The organism is Roseomonas sp. FDAARGOS_362 (assembly GCF_002754815.1).
In the GTDB taxonomy this organism is placed as follows: Bacteria; Pseudomonadota; Alphaproteobacteria; order Acetobacterales; family Acetobacteraceae; genus Roseomonas; species Roseomonas mucosa.
The window spans coordinates 682,780-697,516 of record NZ_CP024588.1 but is presented as its reverse complement, the minus strand read 5'-3'; the positions used below and the strand labels follow the sequence as shown (position 1 = coordinate 697,516).

At 68.1% G+C, this 14,737-nt stretch carries 13 protein-coding genes, 1 tRNA gene and 1 pseudogene; 7 read left to right on the top strand and 8 right to left on the bottom strand.

Annotation, left to right across the window (positions count from 1 at the left end; genetic code table 11):
• Positions 1–167 precede the first annotated feature (167 nt).
• Together CTJ15_RS08055 and CTJ15_RS08050 are read right to left on the bottom strand one after the other, a co-directional pair.
• Positions 168–842, bottom strand: a complete 675-nt coding sequence (locus CTJ15_RS08055; RefSeq protein ID WP_019460619.1) for an RlmE family RNA methyltransferase — start codon at positions 840–842, stop codon at positions 168–170.
• Between the two features lie 132 nt (positions 843–974).
• Positions 975–2,042: a Ppx/GppA phosphatase family protein gene (locus CTJ15_RS08050; RefSeq protein ID WP_226946084.1), complete on the bottom strand. Its 1,068-nt coding sequence runs from the start codon at positions 2,040–2,042 to the stop codon at positions 975–977.
• A gap of 135 nt (positions 2,043–2,177) precedes the next feature.
• Between CTJ15_RS08050 and CTJ15_RS08045 the strand changes: the two genes are divergently transcribed.
• The 4 genes and pseudogenes from CTJ15_RS08045 (at position 2,178) to istB (ending at position 6,225) form a co-directional block, all read left to right on the top strand.
• Positions 2,178–2,251: transfer RNA gene (locus tag CTJ15_RS08045), tRNA-Gln, on the top strand.
• Between the two features lie 95 nt (positions 2,252–2,346).
• Entirely contained in the window at positions 2,347–3,924 is a 1,578-nt protein-coding gene (locus CTJ15_RS08040; RefSeq protein WP_126281860.1) for a DUF6538 domain-containing protein, read from the top strand.
• A 74-nt stretch (positions 3,925–3,998) separates the two neighbouring features.
• Positions 3,999–5,498, top strand: a complete 1,500-nt coding sequence (gene istA / locus CTJ15_RS08035; protein WP_099780886.1) for an IS21 family transposase — start codon at positions 3,999–4,001, stop codon at positions 5,496–5,498.
• Positions 5,498–6,225, top strand: a pseudogene (gene istB, locus CTJ15_RS08030) (IS21-like element helper ATPase IstB). The gene istA and the pseudogene istB overlap by 1 nt, the downstream one beginning before the upstream one ends.
• A gap of 384 nt (positions 6,226–6,609) precedes the next feature.
• Here the strand turns inward: istB and CTJ15_RS08020 are convergent.
• The 6 genes from CTJ15_RS08020 to CTJ15_RS07995 form a co-directional block, all read right to left on the bottom strand.
• Entirely contained in the window at positions 6,610–6,942 is a 333-nt protein-coding gene (locus CTJ15_RS08020; protein ID WP_099781453.1) for a PadR family transcriptional regulator, read from the bottom strand.
• Between the two features lie 226 nt (positions 6,943–7,168).
• Positions 7,169–7,912: an arsenical resistance protein ArsH gene (gene arsH / locus CTJ15_RS08015; protein ID WP_099781452.1), complete on the bottom strand. Its 744-nt coding sequence runs from the start codon at positions 7,910–7,912 to the stop codon at positions 7,169–7,171.
• On the bottom strand, positions 7,912–8,982 hold the full coding sequence (locus tag CTJ15_RS08010; RefSeq protein ID WP_099781451.1) for an ArsO family NAD(P)H-dependent flavin-containing monooxygenase: 1,071 nt from the start codon (positions 8,980–8,982) through the stop codon (positions 7,912–7,914). Before CTJ15_RS08010 ends, arsH begins: the two co-directional genes overlap by 1 nt.
• The gene (locus CTJ15_RS08005) at positions 8,979–10,292 is read right to left on the bottom strand and encodes an arsenic transporter (RefSeq protein WP_099781450.1); all 1,314 of its coding nucleotides are present in this window, start codon (positions 10,290–10,292) and stop codon (positions 8,979–8,981) included. Before CTJ15_RS08005 ends, CTJ15_RS08010 begins: the two co-directional genes overlap by 4 nt.
• A 108-nt stretch (positions 10,293–10,400) precedes the next feature.
• The gene (arsC, locus tag CTJ15_RS08000; RefSeq protein ID WP_019460585.1) at positions 10,401–10,826 is read right to left on the bottom strand and encodes an arsenate reductase (glutaredoxin); all 426 of its coding nucleotides are present in this window, start codon (positions 10,824–10,826) and stop codon (positions 10,401–10,403) included.
• Positions 10,823–11,176 carry a helix-turn-helix transcriptional regulator gene (locus CTJ15_RS07995; RefSeq protein WP_019460584.1) on the bottom strand — a complete coding sequence of 118 codons (354 nt, stop codon included), beginning with the start codon at positions 11,174–11,176 and terminating at the stop codon, positions 10,823–10,825. Before CTJ15_RS07995 ends, arsC begins: the two co-directional genes overlap by 4 nt.
• Before the next feature lie 233 nt (positions 11,177–11,409).
• Between CTJ15_RS07995 and CTJ15_RS07990 the strand changes: the two genes are divergently transcribed.
• The 3 genes from CTJ15_RS07990 to CTJ15_RS07980 are packed head-to-tail and all read left to right on the top strand — an operon-like array spanning position 11,410 to position 14,730.
• Complete coding sequence (locus CTJ15_RS07990) at positions 11,410–11,988, top strand: plastocyanin/azurin family copper-binding protein (RefSeq protein WP_019460583.1); 579 nt, start codon at positions 11,410–11,412, stop codon at positions 11,986–11,988.
• Between the two features lie 46 nt (positions 11,989–12,034).
• Positions 12,035–13,966 carry a copper resistance system multicopper oxidase gene (locus CTJ15_RS07985; RefSeq protein ID WP_019460582.1) on the top strand — a complete coding sequence of 644 codons (1,932 nt, stop codon included), beginning with the start codon at positions 12,035–12,037 and terminating at the stop codon, positions 13,964–13,966.
• A 5-nt stretch (positions 13,967–13,971) separates the two neighbouring features.
• The gene (locus tag CTJ15_RS07980) at positions 13,972–14,730 is read left to right on the top strand and encodes a copper resistance protein B (RefSeq protein ID WP_076956785.1); all 759 of its coding nucleotides are present in this window, start codon (positions 13,972–13,974) and stop codon (positions 14,728–14,730) included.
• Positions 14,731–14,737 lie beyond the last annotated feature (7 nt).

Genomic DNA, 14,737 nt, shown 5'->3' with positions numbered 1-14,737 from the left:
GGCCTCTCGGGGGATGGCGCTGCGCGACCTTGGCGGCCCCTCCTACGCTGCCGGGGCGGTCGATGGCAAGCTTCTCCGCCCGTGCAGGTTGTCCCGCACGATCCTGGCAGGGTCGCGCCCGCCGCAGGGCCGCCGGCCTGGACGCACCGCCACCGCGGTCCCAGATCTCAATCGTTTGAGCCGCGGAAGCCCTGGGCCACGACATAGGCCTCGGCGCTGTCTTTGCGGCTGGCGGGTGGCTTGGCATGGCGCACCTGGGCGTAATCGCGCTTGAGCGCGGCCAGCAGCTCCTTTTCCGTGCCGCCCTGGAAGACCTTCGCCACGAAGCCGCCTCCCGGCGCCAGGACACGCCGCGCGAAATCCGCCGCCAGCTCCACCAGCCCCATGATCCGCAGATGGTCGGTCGCGTTGTGGCCGGTGGTGTTGGGCGCCATGTCGGACAGCACCAGGTCCGCCTGCCCGTCCAGCGCCGCCAGCACCGCATCCTCGCCCGCCTGCTCGGTGAAGTCGCCCTCCAGCAGCACCGCCCCGTGGATCGGGTCGATCGGCAGCAGGTCCAGCGCGACCACCCGGCCGCGGTCGCCGATCGTCTTCAGTGCGACCTGGGTCCAGCCCCCGGGCGCGGCGCCCAGGTCCACCACGCGCTGGCCCGGTTTCAGCAGCTTGAAGCGCTCGTCCAGTTCCAGCAGCTTGAAGGCGGCCCGCGAGCGCCATCCGGCGGCCTTGGCGGCGCGGACATAGGGGTCGTTGATCTGGCGTTCCAGCCAGCGCTGAGAGGCAGTCGTCCGGCCCTTGGCGGTGCGCAGGCGCGCGGTGAGGCCGCGATCGGCGGGAGGTTTCATGGACCTCTTATAGAGCAGGTCGCCATGGATGGAGCAGGGGCAGCGAGACCCGAAAGCGCGGAGCCGCCCCGCAGACGGCGGGTCAGGAAAACCGGCCGCCGGTTGTTTCCCGGAAGGCCCGGCACGCGGCCTTCAATGCGTTGCGGCGCTCGCCCCGCGTGCCAGGAGCCATTCCCGCCCCCGGCGCCCGGCCGCGGGGCGGCCATGGCGCATCATCCGCAGCAGCATGCCCTCCCGCAGCCCGCGATCGCAGACGGTGAGGCGCGGGGCAGGCCAGGTGCGGCGGATGGCGGCGTAGATGGCGCAGCCCGGCAGGACGAAGTCCATCCGCTCCGGCCCGATGCAGGGATGCGCCGCCATGCCCGCCCGCCCCAGCGACAGCAGCTGGTGCAGCGCCTCGTCCGCCGCATCGATGCTCAGCACCTGCCCGTCCACCAGCGGGCGCGAATAGCGCGGCAGGTCCAGGGCGATGCCGGCCAGGGTGGTCACCGTGCCGCTGGTGCCCATCAGGCTGACCCCGCCGGCGCGCATCTCCTGCCGGATGCAATGGACGGCGTTGAAGGGCTCCAGCCGGGAGGCGATCTCCTCCACCAGCGCGGCGAAGCCCTGGCGGCTGTCGCAGAGTGCGCCCGCCTGCTCGGCCACCGTCACCACCCCCACGGGGACGGAGACATAGCCGAGGAGCGAGGGCTGCTCCCCCGGTTCGCGCGGCGTGCGGATCCAGGCGACCTCGGTCGAGCCGCCGCCGATGTCGAAGAGCAGGATCCGCCGGTCCGCCTCCGCCATCAGCGGCGCGCAGGATTCCATGGCGAGGACCGCTTCCTCGCGCGGCGAGATCACCTCGATCGGCAGGCCCAGGGCGGATTCCGCGCGGCGCAGGAAATCCGCGCCATTGGCGGCGCGGCGACAGGCCTCGGTGGCGACGGCACGCGCCGCATAGATCGGGCGGCGGGCCAGCTTGTCCCGGCAGGCGGAGAGCGCCCCCAGGGCACGGTCCACGGCGCTGCTGGTCAGGCTGCCGGTCCTGCCCAGGCCCTCCCCCAGGCGCACGATTCGGCTGAAGCTGTCGAGGACGCGAAAACCCTCTGGACCACCGGGCGCGGCCAACAGGAGGCGGCAGTTGTTTGTCCCGAGGTCGATCGCCGCATGGACCGGCGCGGCGAAGGCCGAGCCGGGGCGACAGGTCGGGAGGTGGCTCATCGTCGCCATGGGATTGTCATGATCCGGGAGCCCATGCGCCTGGGCAAGAGCTTTCATGCGCTGGGGTGGTTGCAGGCCATGAGGACCGATGCTATCTCGCGCCTCGTCAGTGACCGGGGCATTCGACCCGGCCTCTGGGGAATAGTTTAACGGTAGAACTCCCGACTCTGACTCGGGCAGTCTTGGTTCGAATCCAGGTTCCCCAGCCACAGCAGGCATTCCAACAACTTAGCTGCCAGACCAGGCCGTGAGGGGCGCATGCTCCACAAGCCTGTTCCACAACCCTGTTCCACATGGGGCATGGATGGGCAGCAATCTCCGCCGCCGGAGCGGCACCTACTGGTTCCGCCGCCGGGTTCCCGATGCGCTCCGGACGCTCATCGGCCGCGTCGAAATCAATCGCAGTTTGCAGACCACCTGCGCTAGAACGGCCCGTGAACGGGCCCGCCAAGCATGGCTCACAACCGACACCGCGTTCCGGACCATGGCCTACAAGTCGCTGAGCCAAGAGCAAGCCGAACTCATCATCCACCGCCTCCTGGCGGAGCCGCTCTGGGCCTCCCCCACCACTGCGGAGTTGGCGGAGGCCGTTGCGGCGGACGACGATGCGGCCCTCGATCTGCTCTTCCGGCACGCCGCCGACGTTCTGCCTGGGTTGAGCCGTGAGGACGGCCAGCGGCTCCTCCACTCAATGGAGCGGCTCACAGACAAGCTCGAGGTTCGGGAAGCCGCGCGATCGGCTGAGTGGCATGGCCTCCGAGCCCGGCTCCAGGAGATTAAGGCGGCTGTAGCGCAGATCGGTGAGGCGCGCGCGGAGAAGCGGGCGGAGGTGTCGGCCGCGGCCGCCGCCAAGGCCGAAGTCGACCTGATCGTTGCACGCCGCGTCGCGGACCGGGAGGCCGGGGTCACCCCGGGGCCGAGGAAGGCCAAGCCCGGCAGGCCGCCGCTCTCCGCGCTCGTGGAGTCGTTCTTCGGGCGTCGGCGCGATGTGGACGAGATGACGCACCAAGTCATCGGCCAGGAGCGCGGCACCCTGCGGCGGTTCCTGGAGGAATGTGGCGACCGCTCCGCTGACGCGTACGACCGGGGCGACATCACGCGCTTCCTGGGAACGCTCCGGCGCCTGCCCGCCACCTACGGCAAGTCGCCGAAGGACAAGGCGCGCTCACTGGCCGAAATCATCGCGCGGGCGGACGAGGCGAAAGAAGAGCGGCTTAGCGACCGGACCGTGAAACGGCACCTGAGTGCCCTCTCGCAGTTCTTCGGATTCGTCGTCGACCAGGGGCATCTGTCGGGCGCCGCCCGGGCGGAACTGGTCGACGGGCACCGCTTCCGGCTTGAAAAGGGTGCCAGGGACCAGCGGGACGCATGGAGTTCCGCGGAGTTGAAGGCGCTATTCGCCAGCCCCGTCTGGACAGGCTGTCACCCGCATTTCCGCAGCGAACGAGGCCCGGAGATCCTCCGGGATGCCCGGTTCTGGCTCCCGTTGCTGGCGCTCTTCCACGGCGCCCGCCTGGAGGAGTACGCGGACCTGTACCGGCGGGATGTCTGCTGCGATGAGGGCACCTGGGCCGTGCGGCTGGTCGAGTCGGAGACGGAGGATGGGGCCAGGCGGCGCCTCAAGACCGCCAACGCCACCCGCACCGTGCCCCTGCATTCCGAGATCATCCGGCTTGGCTTTCTGGATCATGTTCAGCGGACCGCGCGTGATCCTGGAGACCCGCTGTTCCCTGACCTTCGCCCTCAGGGCAAGGACGGCAAGCGCGGTCCGCGGATGACCCGCTGGTTCGTGCAATACCGGAAGGCGGTGCATCTGTACCGCGAAGGTGTCGGGATGCACGCTGTGGAACGGCATGGAATAGGAACCCTGTTGGAGGGGTGATCGGCGTCCAAACGGGACCCCACTGACGGCGGGGTTCACAGTGGTTCCCGGGATGATCGGGAGCCAGGGCTGGGATGCTGGTCGTGGAGACGGTGGCAAAGATCCGGCGCCTGCACTGGGTGCAGGGCAAGTCGATCAAGGCGATCTGTCGCGAGCTCGGGATTTCGCGAAAGGTGGTCCGGAAGGTTCTGCGGTCCGGGGAGACGGAATTCCGCTACAGCCGGGCGCGGCAGCCGCAGCCCAAGCTGGGACCTTGGCAGGCCGATCTGGAGCGCCTGCTGGAGGCGAACGAGGCGCGGCCGCGGCGCGAGCGGCTGACGCTGGTGCGGGTCTACGAGGCGCTGCGTGGGCTGGGATATGAGGGCGGCTACGACGCGGTCCGGCGCCATGCGCGGGGGTGGCAGGCGTCACGGGCGACGGCGGTGGCAGCAGCCTTCGTGCCGCTGAGCTTCGCGCCGGGCGAGGCGTACCAGTTCGACTGGAGCCACGAGGTCGTGCTGATCGGCGGCACGACGGTAACCGTCAAGGTCGCGCATGTGAGGCTATGCTACAGCCGGATGCTGTTCGTTCGCGCTTATCCGCGCGAGACGCAGGAGATGGTGTTCGACGCCCATGACCGGGCGTTCGCCTTCTTTCGCGGCACCTGCACGCGGGGCATCTACGACAACATGCGCACGGCGGTGGACGCGATCCTGGTGGGACGGGATCGTGCCTACAACCGGCGTTTCCTGCACATGTGCAGCCACTACCTGGTCGAGCCGGTGGCCTGCACTCCGGCCTCAGGCTGGGAGAAAGGTCAGGTCGAGAACCAGGTCGGGCTGGTGCGGGAGCGGTTCTTTACGCCGCGACTGCGGGTGAGGAGCTACGAGGAGCTGAACGCCCTTCTGCTGGACCGGTGCGTGTCCCATGCCCGGGCCAATCGGCATCCGGAGCAGAGGGAGCGGACAGTCTGGGAGGCGTTCGAGGCGGAGCGGCCAAGCCTGGTGCCCTATGCCGGACGGTTCGACGGGTTCCATGCCGTGCCTGCCGCGGTGTCCAAGACCTGCCTGGTGCGGTTCGACAACAACAAGTACTCGGTGATGGCGAGCGCGGTGGGGCGGCCGGTCGAGATCCGGGCCTATGCCGAGCGGATCGAGCTGCGCCAGGACGGCCGGGTGGTGGGCGAGCACCGGCGCGTGTTCGGCCGGGACCAGACGGTGTTCGACCCCTGGCACTACGTGCCCGTGCTGGCGCGCAAACCTGGAGCGCTGCGCAACGGGGCACCGTTCAAGGACTGGCTGCTGCCCGGTGCACTGGAACGGGTCCGCCGCAAGCTGGCCGCGGCCGCCGATGGCGACCGGCAGATGGTGGAGATCCTGACCAGGGTGTTGGACGACGGTCTGGCTGCGGTCGAGGCCGCTTGCAGCGAGGCGCTGCGCGAGGGCGTCCACTCGGCCGACGTCATCCTCAACATCCTCGCCCGCCAGCGCGAGCCACCGCCGCCGGTGACCATCCTGACCCCGGAGGCGCTCCGGCTGCGGCATGCGCCGCTGGCCGACTGCACCCGCTACGACAGCCTGAGGAGAGGACCCTGATGGAACGCACCGCTATCCTCGCCACCATGGGCGAGCTCAAGCTCTACGGCATGCGCGCGGCGTTTGACGCCATCATCACGGCCGCCGTCAAACGCCAACATGAGCCACAGCAGGTCATCGGCGACTTTGTCTCGGCCGAGATCGCCGAGAAGCAGGCGCGCTCGATCAAGTACCAGATCACCACCGCCAAGCTGCCGCTGGCCAAGGACGTGGACGAGTTCGGGTTCGACGGTACCCCGGTCAACGAGGCTCTGGTCCGTGATCTCGCGGGGGTGGGTTCCTGGCCCAGCAGCGCAACGTGGTACTCGTCGGCGGCACCGGCACAGGCAAAACTCATTTGGCCATCGCCATTGCCCGGGCCTGCATCCGCGATGGAGCGCGCGGGCGGTTCTACAACGTGGTGGACCTGGTGAACCGTCTTGAGGCCGAGACCCGGGCCGGACGACAAGGGCGCATCGCCGACCATCTCTGCCGCCTGGATTTCGTTGTCCTCGACGAGCTTGGCTACCTGCCGTTCGCCCAGTCCGGCGGCCAGTTGCTGTTCCACCTGGTCAGCCGCCTCTACGAGCAGACCTCGGTCATCGTCACCACCAACCTCGCCTTTGGTGAATGGCCCAGCGTCTTTGGGGACGCCAAGATGACCACCGCCTTGCTCGACCGCCTCACTCACCACTGCGACATCGTCGAGACCGGCAACGACAGTTGGCGATTCAAGAACCGCGCCTGAACGCCTTACAAGAGGGGTCCCTTTTGCGCGCCGATCTGGGGTCCCCATTCAATGCCGATTGACAGGCTACGAAGGTCGTGGCAGAGGTCCCCCCCGGTCACGATGAGGTCCGGCCTTGGCTGCAAGGCCTCGACCGCCCGTAGCGCCGCCGCTAGCCCTTCCGGTGACCGGCGGTCGCGGCGGAGATGGATGCAGGGCATGAAAACCAGGCGGAAGCCTTCGCCCGGGGCCCTGGACGATATGGATTGCGCGCGGGCTGGCGCCGTTGCGGCGGGAACGGCGGTCAACGCAGCACCTGTGGCCAGCAGGTTGCGCCGGGTCTGGATGATCATAGGGATTCCTCCGTTGACGCAGCAGGGCGGCCCGACGGAGGCGGTCCGCGCCTCAGGCTTTCTTGTCGGGTGCCTGAGGTGGGGCCGGGGGAAGCACCTCCCCTGTCAGTTCGCGCATCCGCTCCATGGCCAGGGCAAGCCCCTCCCGACCCAGCGGCGTGATGCTGTAGAGGCGGCGGATGGCTCGGCCGTTCCGCTCGCGGCGTGAGACCAGATAGCCGCGCTCTTCCATGGCCTCGAGCATGGGGTACAGCGTGCCCGGGCTGAGCCGGTAGCCGTGCCGGGCCAGTTCCTCGATCATCCAGAGGCCGTAGACCTCGCCCTCGGCCGCGTGGTGCAGCACGTGCAGGCGTACAAATCCGGCCAGTAGGTCGCGGTGCTCCATACGGGAACTGTAGCATCGATCTGCCCCTGTTCCATAATCGAATTTCGATAACGAAAAACGATACTTACGAACAATGGCTAGCCTGTCAACCGTGGCCTGCTACTCGTTGGATGAGGTCAGGATCTCTACGCCCTGGCGTCAAAAGGTTCTGCAAAAGCTCAGCGGCGAGTACCCGGAGATCTGCACCCTGAGCGGAGCGGACCAAACGTAGTCCGGTTCTCCAACGTCACCCTGAGGCAGTGGCTCCCGACAGCTTTGCCAAGTCAGCCTCGGCCTGCTTCTCCGCCCGCTCCTTGCGCTCGCTGTAGCGATCGGTCAGGTGGCCCGAGACGTCGCGCGTCAGCAAGGTGAACTTCGCCAATTCCTCCATCACGTCCACGACGCGGTCGTAGAGCGGCCCTGGCAGCATTCGTCCGGCTTCGTCAAACTGCTCGTATGCCTTGGGCACCGAGGACTGGTTGGGGATGGTGACCATCCGCATCCAGCGGCCGAGCAGGCGCAGCGTGTTGACGCTGTTGAAGCTCTGGCTGCCGCCCGAGACCTGCATCACCGCCAGCGTGCGTCCCTGGGTCGGCCGGACGCCGCGGCTCTCCAGTGGCAGCCAGTCGATCTGGTTCTTCAGGACGCCGGTGACGGCGCCGTGCCGCTCAGGGCTGCACCAGACCTGGCCCTCAGACCACAGGGACAGCGCCCTGAGTTCCGCCACTTTGGGGTGGTCGGCGGGCACGCTGTCGACCACGGGCAGATCGCGAGGGTCGAAGACGCGCGTCTCGGCACCGAGACGGCGGAGGATGCGCTCGGCCTCCAGCGTCAGGAACCGGCTGTAGGACCGCTCCCGCAGCGACCCGTAGAGCAGCAGGATGCGCGGCGGATGCGTGCTGGCGCCGGGGATGCCGAGCTTGGAGAAGTCCGGCATCTGAAGATGGTCGTCGGCCACATTGGGCAACGAGAGGTCGAGGTCGGCGGGCATCAGGGTCTCCCCGTCGTCAGGAACTGTTGGATGGCATGAACGGTGTCACGGGCCGATCGGGTGATGCCCGCCAGGGTCGCGGAGGCGGCGCCGGTCCAGTCGCCGTAGCCGAGCACCCACAGGCGCGGCTGGCGCATGGACCGACCGTTCTCGACGGCAACATGTCCATCTGCCTCCAACACGCCCAAATGTGCCAAGTGGCTCAGGTCTGTTCGAAAGCCCGTACACCAGATGACGGCGTCCACGGCGGTGCGCGTGCCGTCTGGCCAGACCACGCCGTCCGTCGCGAAGCGGGAAAACGGCCGGACGGTGTAGAGCACGTCCAGGTCACGGGCTTCCCGCACTGACGGGACCATGACGATGTCGCCCAGCCCGCCCTTCGGCAGGTCCGGCTCTCGGCCTTCCATCTGTGCACGCACCCGTTCGGTGGCGCGCTCGAACAGCACGCGGCCGTCCACCTCGTCCGGCAGGAAGCGGGGTGGCTCCGGCGTGACCCAGGCCGTCTCGGCGACCCTGGCAACCTCCGCCAGGATCTGTGCGCCCGAGTTACCGCCGCCCACCACCAGCACGCGCTGGCCCGCGAACTCGTCGGGAGAGCGGTAGGCGGAGGAGTGGATCTGCTTGCCCCGGAAAAGCGCCCGGCCGGAGTAGGGCGGGATGAAGGGCTGGCTGGCACCGCCGGTCGCGCTGATAACCGCCTTCGCCAGCCAAGTGCCGCGGTCGGTCCGCACCGAAAGACCTTCAGCCGAGCGCAGGACACCTTTGACGCGCACCGGCCGCTGGATGGGCAGGCTGTACCGCTGCTCGTAGTTCGCCAGGTAGTCGACCACATGGTCCCGGGTGGGATAGCCGCCTGCCGAGGGCTGCATGGGCCAGCCAGGCAGCGAGCTCATCTGGGCAGGTGAGAACAGCCGCAGGGAGTCCCAAGCGTCTGGCCAAGCGCCGCCGGGACGGCCGTTGGCGTCAAGGATCTCGAAGTCTACCCCGCCTCGCCGCAGGAAGTACCCGGCGGCGAGGCCGGACTGCCCGCCGCCGATGACAACCACATCGCGGAGAACCTCGCTGCTCATAGCGCGCCCACCACTGGCAACCAGAGGACCAGGGCCGCCAGCACCACCAGCAGCACCGGCGGCGTGATGACGAGGCCGACCTTCATGTATTGCCCCCAGGTGATGGTGGTGCCCTTGCTGGCCAGCACATGCAGCCAGAGCAGGGTGGCGAGGCTGCCAATGGGCGTGAACTTGGGGCCTAGGTCGCAGCCGATGACATTGGCATAGATCATCGCCTCCCGGGTAGCGGGCGGGATGCCCTGCGCCTGCTCGATGGCCAGCGCGCCGACCAGCACGCCCGGCATGTTGTTCATCACCGAGGACAGCAGCGCCGCGCCGAAGCCGGTGCCGATGGTGGCGACCCAGGGACCATGCCCGGCAAGCCAGACCAGCGCCCCTGCCAGGTAGTCCGTCAGCCCGGCGTTCCGCAGGCCGTAGACCACGAGATACATGCCTAAGGAGAAAATCACGATTTGCCAGGGCGCACCCGCCAGCACCTTGCGGACAGGCACCACACTGCCGCGGCCGCCTTGATGCCAACGCGCGGCCAGCGCCAGCAGCACCAGCGCGGCTGCGCCGGTCACGGCGGCCACAGGAACGCCGAGTGGCGCAAGGACGAAGTAGGCCAGCAGCAGCACCGCCAGCAGCGGAAAGGCGGCTCGGAAGACGAGGTGGTCGCGGATGGCGGCGCCGGGCCGCTCCAACTGATCCATGTTGTAGCTCGGAGGCACTTGGCGTCCGAAGTAGGCCCAGAGCACGCCCAGCGTCGCCGTCAGCGCCACCAGGTTCACCGGCACCATCACGGCGGCATAGCGATCGAAGCCGATGTTGAAGTAGTTGGCCGAGACGATGTTCACGAGGTTGGAGATCACCAGCGGCAGGCTAGTAGTGTCGGCCACGAAGCCGCAGGCGACGATGAAGGCCAGCGTGGCGCCCGCGGAGAAGTTCAGCCTGAGCAGGATGGCCATGACGATGGGCGTCAGCAGCAGGGCCGCGCCATCATTGGCAAAAAAGGCGGCGATCAGCGCGCCTAGCACCACGATCAGCGGGAACAGCCGCCGAGCGTTTCCGCCGCCCCAGCGCGCGACGTGCAGCGCGGCCCACTGGAAGAACCCTGCCTCGTCCAGCAGCAGCGAGATGATAATGAGCGCCACGAAGGTGAAGGTGGCATCCCAGACGATGCCCCAGACCACCGGCACGTCGGCCCAGCCGATGACGCCGGTCAGCAGGGCCAGCGCGGCGCCGCCCATGGCGCTCCAGCCGATGCCGAGGCCGCGGGGCTGCCAGATGACCAGGACGAGGGTGAAGACGAAGATAGCCAAGGCCAGCATGTAGAGGGTGCTCTCAGACTTCAGGGCGCGCCAGGATACCCGCTCACCTGGGACGGAGCGGTGCAGTACGTCGTCGTCAAGGGGGGAGAAGGCGCGGACGCCCGGCTCTCAGATTAGGCGGCGGCCCTGCTCATCGACCACCGGCTCACCACCCTCTTTCGCGTAGGCGCCCTGCTGCGGGTTCGGCAGGATGTCGAGCACCGCCTCGGACGGCCTGCACAGCTTCACGCCGAGCGAGGTCACCACGATGGGACGGTTGATGAGGATGGGGTGCGCCATCATGGCGTCGAGCAACTGGTCGTCCGTAAGAGACGGGTCGCCAAGGCCAAGCTCTGCATAGGGCGTGCCCTTCTGGCGCAGCACGTCGCGCACCGACACGCCCATGCGCTGGATGAGGCCCTTGAGTTCCTCCCGCGTCGGCGGCGTCTTCAGGTACTCGATGACCTGCGGCTCCTCGCCACTGTTGCGGATGAGGGCCAGGGTGTTGCGAGACGTCCCGCAGGCCGGGTTGTGGTAGATGGTCACGTTGCTCATGGGACAGCCTTCTCTTGCGGGCAGCAGGGCAGCAGGTCGGCGATCAGGGGCTGGCACAGGTCGGCGCGGCCGCCGCAGCAGTCCCTGACCAGGAACAGCATCATCTCGCGCAGGCGCTCCAGGTCGGCCCGATAGACGATGGAGCGGCTGAGGCGCTCGGAGCGGAGCAGGCCAGCGCGCGTCAGCACCGCCAGGTGCGTGGACATCGTGTTCTGGGGAACGTCGAGTTGCCGGGCCACCTCACCGGCGGGCAGGCCGTCCGGCTCATGCCGGACCAAGAGCCGGAAGGTTTCCAGGCGCGTGGACTGCGACAGGGCACCGAGGCAGGCCAGGGCGTCATACGATTCCATATATCTGGTATTGCCGATATATTCCCGATGTCAAGCCGGATTGGCGGCCCGAATGAATGCCAGAAGTGCCGCATGCTTTGTCCGTCGGGTCGATACGGCCGCCCGCCGCCTCCATGAAATATCTTGTCACACTCGGGCAATCTTCGGCTCGCACTCGGCCGCCATCCTGACCCCGTCACATCGAGCGTGGGCCTTGCCTTTCCCGCGCCTGCACAGACCGGGGAAGCCTAGAGATGCGTCTTGTCACCTCCGTCGCGGCCGCCGCCCTGGCCCTCCTCGCCGTCGCGGGCCAGACCTGGCCCGCCGCCGCGGACCAGTCCTACCAGGAGTTCGGCACCCTCGGCCGCGCCCAGGACGTCAAGCGAACGATCGACATCGTCATGCGCGACAACAGCTACCAGACGCAGCGCATCCAGGTCCGCGCTGGCGAGACCATCCGCTTCCGGGTGCGCAACGCGGGCGAGCTCCTGCACGAGTTCAACATCGGCACCGCCGCCATGCACCAGCAGCACCAGCGTGAGATGCGGGCCATGTTCGAGAGCGGCATGATGTCGGCGACCCGCAAGGACGCCATGGCAGGCATGGACCACTCCAGCATGCCGGGTATGAACCACGGCGCCATGGGCCACGGCGGCATGAACCATGGCGGCGCTGCGATGCGTCACGACGACCCGAACGCTGTCCTGGTTAACCCAGGTCAGACCGAGGAAATGATCTTCAAGTTCACCAAGGCCGCCGAACTGGAGTTCGCCTGCAACGTGCCGGGCCACTACGAGTCCGGGATGGTGGGCAACGTCGTCTTCTCGCGCTGACCAGCCAGCAAGGCCACGCCGCGCCGTCGCGGCCAAGGATCGAACGATGACCAACAACATGCTGAGCAGGCGGCAGGCGCTGAGCCTTGGGGTCGCCGCCCTGGCGTTCCCAGCCGCCCCTGCTGCCCTGGCACAGCCCGCCGTCGGCCGGGTGATGCCGCGCGAGTTCAACCTGACTCTGTCCCACGTGACGGCCAACATCACCGGGCGCCGCCGCCCGGCCATGGCCATCAACGGGCAGATCCCAGGACCCGTCCTGCGCTTCCGCGAGGGCGAGGAGGTGGTGATCAATGTCACCAACCGGCTGCGCGAGCACACCTCGATCCACTGGCACGGCCTGATCCTGCCGAGCAGCCAGGACGGCGTGCCCGGCATCAGCGACGGCTTCCAAGGTATCGACGCAGGCGGGACGCACCAGTACCGCTTCCCGCTCGTCCAGGCCGGGACCTACTGGTACCACAGCCACTCGGGCTTGCAGGAGCAGTCCGGGATCTACGGCTCCATCGTTATCGACCCCGCGACGCCGGAGCCCTTCGGCTACGACCGCGACTACATCATCCAGTTGTCGGACTGGACGGACGAGACGCCGAGCCACGTCATCGCCAACCTGAAGCGTGACCCTGGCTACTACAACTACAACAAGCGCACCCTGGCCAGCCTGGTCGGTGAGCTCCGCCGCGCGCCAGACGGCGCCGCCCGCTCGGCCATCGTCTCCGACCGCATCATGTGGGGCGACATGCGGATGGACCCGACCGACATCGAAGATGTCGGCGGCTACACTTATCTCGTCAACGGCCACACTCCGGCGCAGAACTTCACCGCAGTCTTCCGGCCGGGCGAGACGGTACGCCTGCGCTTCATCAACAGCGGGGCCATGTCCCACTTCGACGTGCGCGTCCCCGGCCTCGAGATGACCGTGGTGCAGGCGCATGGCAACAACGTGCGCCCGGTCACCGTGGATGAATTCCGCATCGCCCCGGCCGAGACCTTCGACGTGCTGGTCCGCCCGCGCGACGGGCGCCAGTACCAGGTGCTGGCGGAGTCCATGGGCCGCCAGGGTTTCGCGCAGTTCAGCCTCGCCACCCAGGAGGGCATGCCCGCCCTGCCGCTGCCGCCGCACCGCCCGCGCCCGGTCCTGACCATGGCTGACATGGGCATGAACTACGGGCCCAAGGGCCTCGACCGCGGCACGCCGATGCCGGAGGTGGACGCGCCCGGCCACGTCGCGCCGATGGACATGGGCGGCATGGACCACTCCGCCATGCAGATGCCCGCCGGAGGCTCCCAGGGCATGCAGCACGGCTCCATGGGCGGGATGAACCACGGGAGCATGGCCGGGATGGACCATTCCTCCATGGCGGGCATGGACCACTCGGCGATGCCGGGGATGGACCACTCCAACATGGCTGGGATGAACCATGCCGGGATGGCTGGCATGAACCACGGTGCCATGGGCGGCATGGACCACAGCGCCATGGGCCATGGCGGCATGGCGATGCCAGATCCGCTGGTGAACGACGTCGGCGCGCCGCCGGGCGCCCGCGTGCTGTCCTACCGCGACCTGCGGGCCGCGAAGCCGCTCTACCCGGTGCGCGAGCCCACCCGGATCATCGAGATCCGGCTGACCGGCAACATGGAGCGGTACTTCTGGTCCATCAACGGCAACAGCTTCAGTCAGGCGCAGCCCATCCAGTTGCACCTCGGCGAGCGGGCGCGCTTCCGCTTCGTCAACGAGACCATGATGAACCACCCGATGCACCTGCACGGCATGTGGATGATGCCGCAGGTCGGCAACGGGGCGGAGAATCCCTTGCTGCATACGGTCAACATCAAGCCCGGCTCGACGGTCGACGTGGACATCGAGGCCGACGCGCCCGGCGGCTGGGCCTTCCACTGCCACATGCTCTACCACATGGAGACCGGAATGATGCGCAAGGTGTCGGTCGTGTCGATGCCCCGCACGGCTGCGGCGCGGTGACGGCCATGAAGACCAAGAGCATCCTGGCCGCCGCCGCCTCTCTGGCCGTGCTGACCTGGGGCGTCCTCCAGGCCGCACCGGCGCAGGCGCAGGCCATGCAGCACAGCACCGAGCCGCCGTTCAGCCACGAGATCTTCACCGGCGCGGTTCTGTTCGAGAAGCTCGAATACGGCTGGGGGCTGGACGGCCCCAACATCGGCCGCTGGGATGGGCAAGCTTGGTATGGCGGCGACGTCAACCGCGTCTGGCTGAAGACCGAGGGCGAGACGTCTCGGAACGGGATCGTCGAGGGCGCCGAGGTCCAACTGCTCTACTCCCGCCTGCTCAGCTACTACTGGGACTTCCAGGCCGGTGTCCGCTACGACATCCGTCCCCGGCCGGACCGCTTCTATGGCGTCATCGGCCTCCAGGGGCTGGCGCCCGGCATGTTCGAAGTCGACGTCCAGGGCTTCGTCAGCGAGAAGGGCGACCTCTCGGCACGCGCGGAGGTGTCCTACGATGCCTACATCACCCAGCGGCTGGTGCTTCAGCCCAACGTCGAGGTCAACCTAGCGCTCCAGAAGGTGCCCGAGCTTGGCGTCGGCAGCGGCTTCAATGACATCGAGGCCGGGCTGCGCCTGCGCTACGAGGTCACCCGCGAGGTCTCGCCCTACATCGGCGTCAGCTACGAGCGGAAGCTCGGCGATACCGCGCGCTACGCCCGCAATGAGGGCGAGGACGTCGGCGGCTGGGCCTTCCTGACCGGCATCCGGCTGTTCTTCTGAAGCCGGT

What these genes read in the sequence shown, in the direction of transcription:
- CTJ15_RS07995 (WP_019460584.1), bottom strand. Translation starts at nt 11,176, where the DNA reads ATGGAATCGTATGACGCCCTGGCCTGCCTCGGTGCCCTGTCGCAGTCC.
- istA (WP_099780886.1), top strand. Translation starts at nt 3,999, where the DNA reads ATGCTGGTCGTGGAGACGGTGGCAAAGATCCGGCGCCTGCACTGGGTG.
- CTJ15_RS08050 (WP_226946084.1), bottom strand. Translation starts at nt 2,042, where the DNA reads ATGAGCCACCTCCCGACCTGTCGCCCCGGCTCGGCCTTCGCCGCGCCG.
- CTJ15_RS07985 (WP_019460582.1), top strand. Translation starts at nt 12,035, where the DNA reads ATGACCAACAACATGCTGAGCAGGCGGCAGGCGCTGAGCCTTGGGGTC.
- CTJ15_RS08020 (WP_099781453.1), bottom strand. Translation starts at nt 6,942, where the DNA reads ATGGAGCACCGCGACCTACTGGCCGGATTTGTACGCCTGCACGTGCTG.
- CTJ15_RS08040 (WP_126281860.1), top strand. Translation starts at nt 2,347, where the DNA reads ATGGGCAGCAATCTCCGCCGCCGGAGCGGCACCTACTGGTTCCGCCGC.
- arsC (WP_019460585.1), bottom strand. Translation starts at nt 10,826, where the DNA reads ATGAGCAACGTGACCATCTACCACAACCCGGCCTGCGGGACGTCTCGC.
- CTJ15_RS08055 (WP_019460619.1), bottom strand. Translation starts at nt 842, where the DNA reads ATGAAACCTCCCGCCGATCGCGGCCTCACCGCGCGCCTGCGCACCGCC.
- CTJ15_RS07980 (WP_076956785.1), top strand. Translation starts at nt 13,972, where the DNA reads ATGAAGACCAAGAGCATCCTGGCCGCCGCCGCCTCTCTGGCCGTGCTG.
- CTJ15_RS08010 (WP_099781451.1), bottom strand. Translation starts at nt 8,982, where the DNA reads ATGAGCAGCGAGGTTCTCCGCGATGTGGTTGTCATCGGCGGCGGGCAG.
- arsH (WP_099781452.1), bottom strand. Translation starts at nt 7,912, where the DNA reads ATGCCCGCCGACCTCGACCTCTCGTTGCCCAATGTGGCCGACGACCAT.
- CTJ15_RS07990 (WP_019460583.1), top strand. Translation starts at nt 11,410, where the DNA reads ATGCGTCTTGTCACCTCCGTCGCGGCCGCCGCCCTGGCCCTCCTCGCC.
- CTJ15_RS08005 (WP_099781450.1), bottom strand. Translation starts at nt 10,292, where the DNA reads ATGCTGGCCTTGGCTATCTTCGTCTTCACCCTCGTCCTGGTCATCTGG.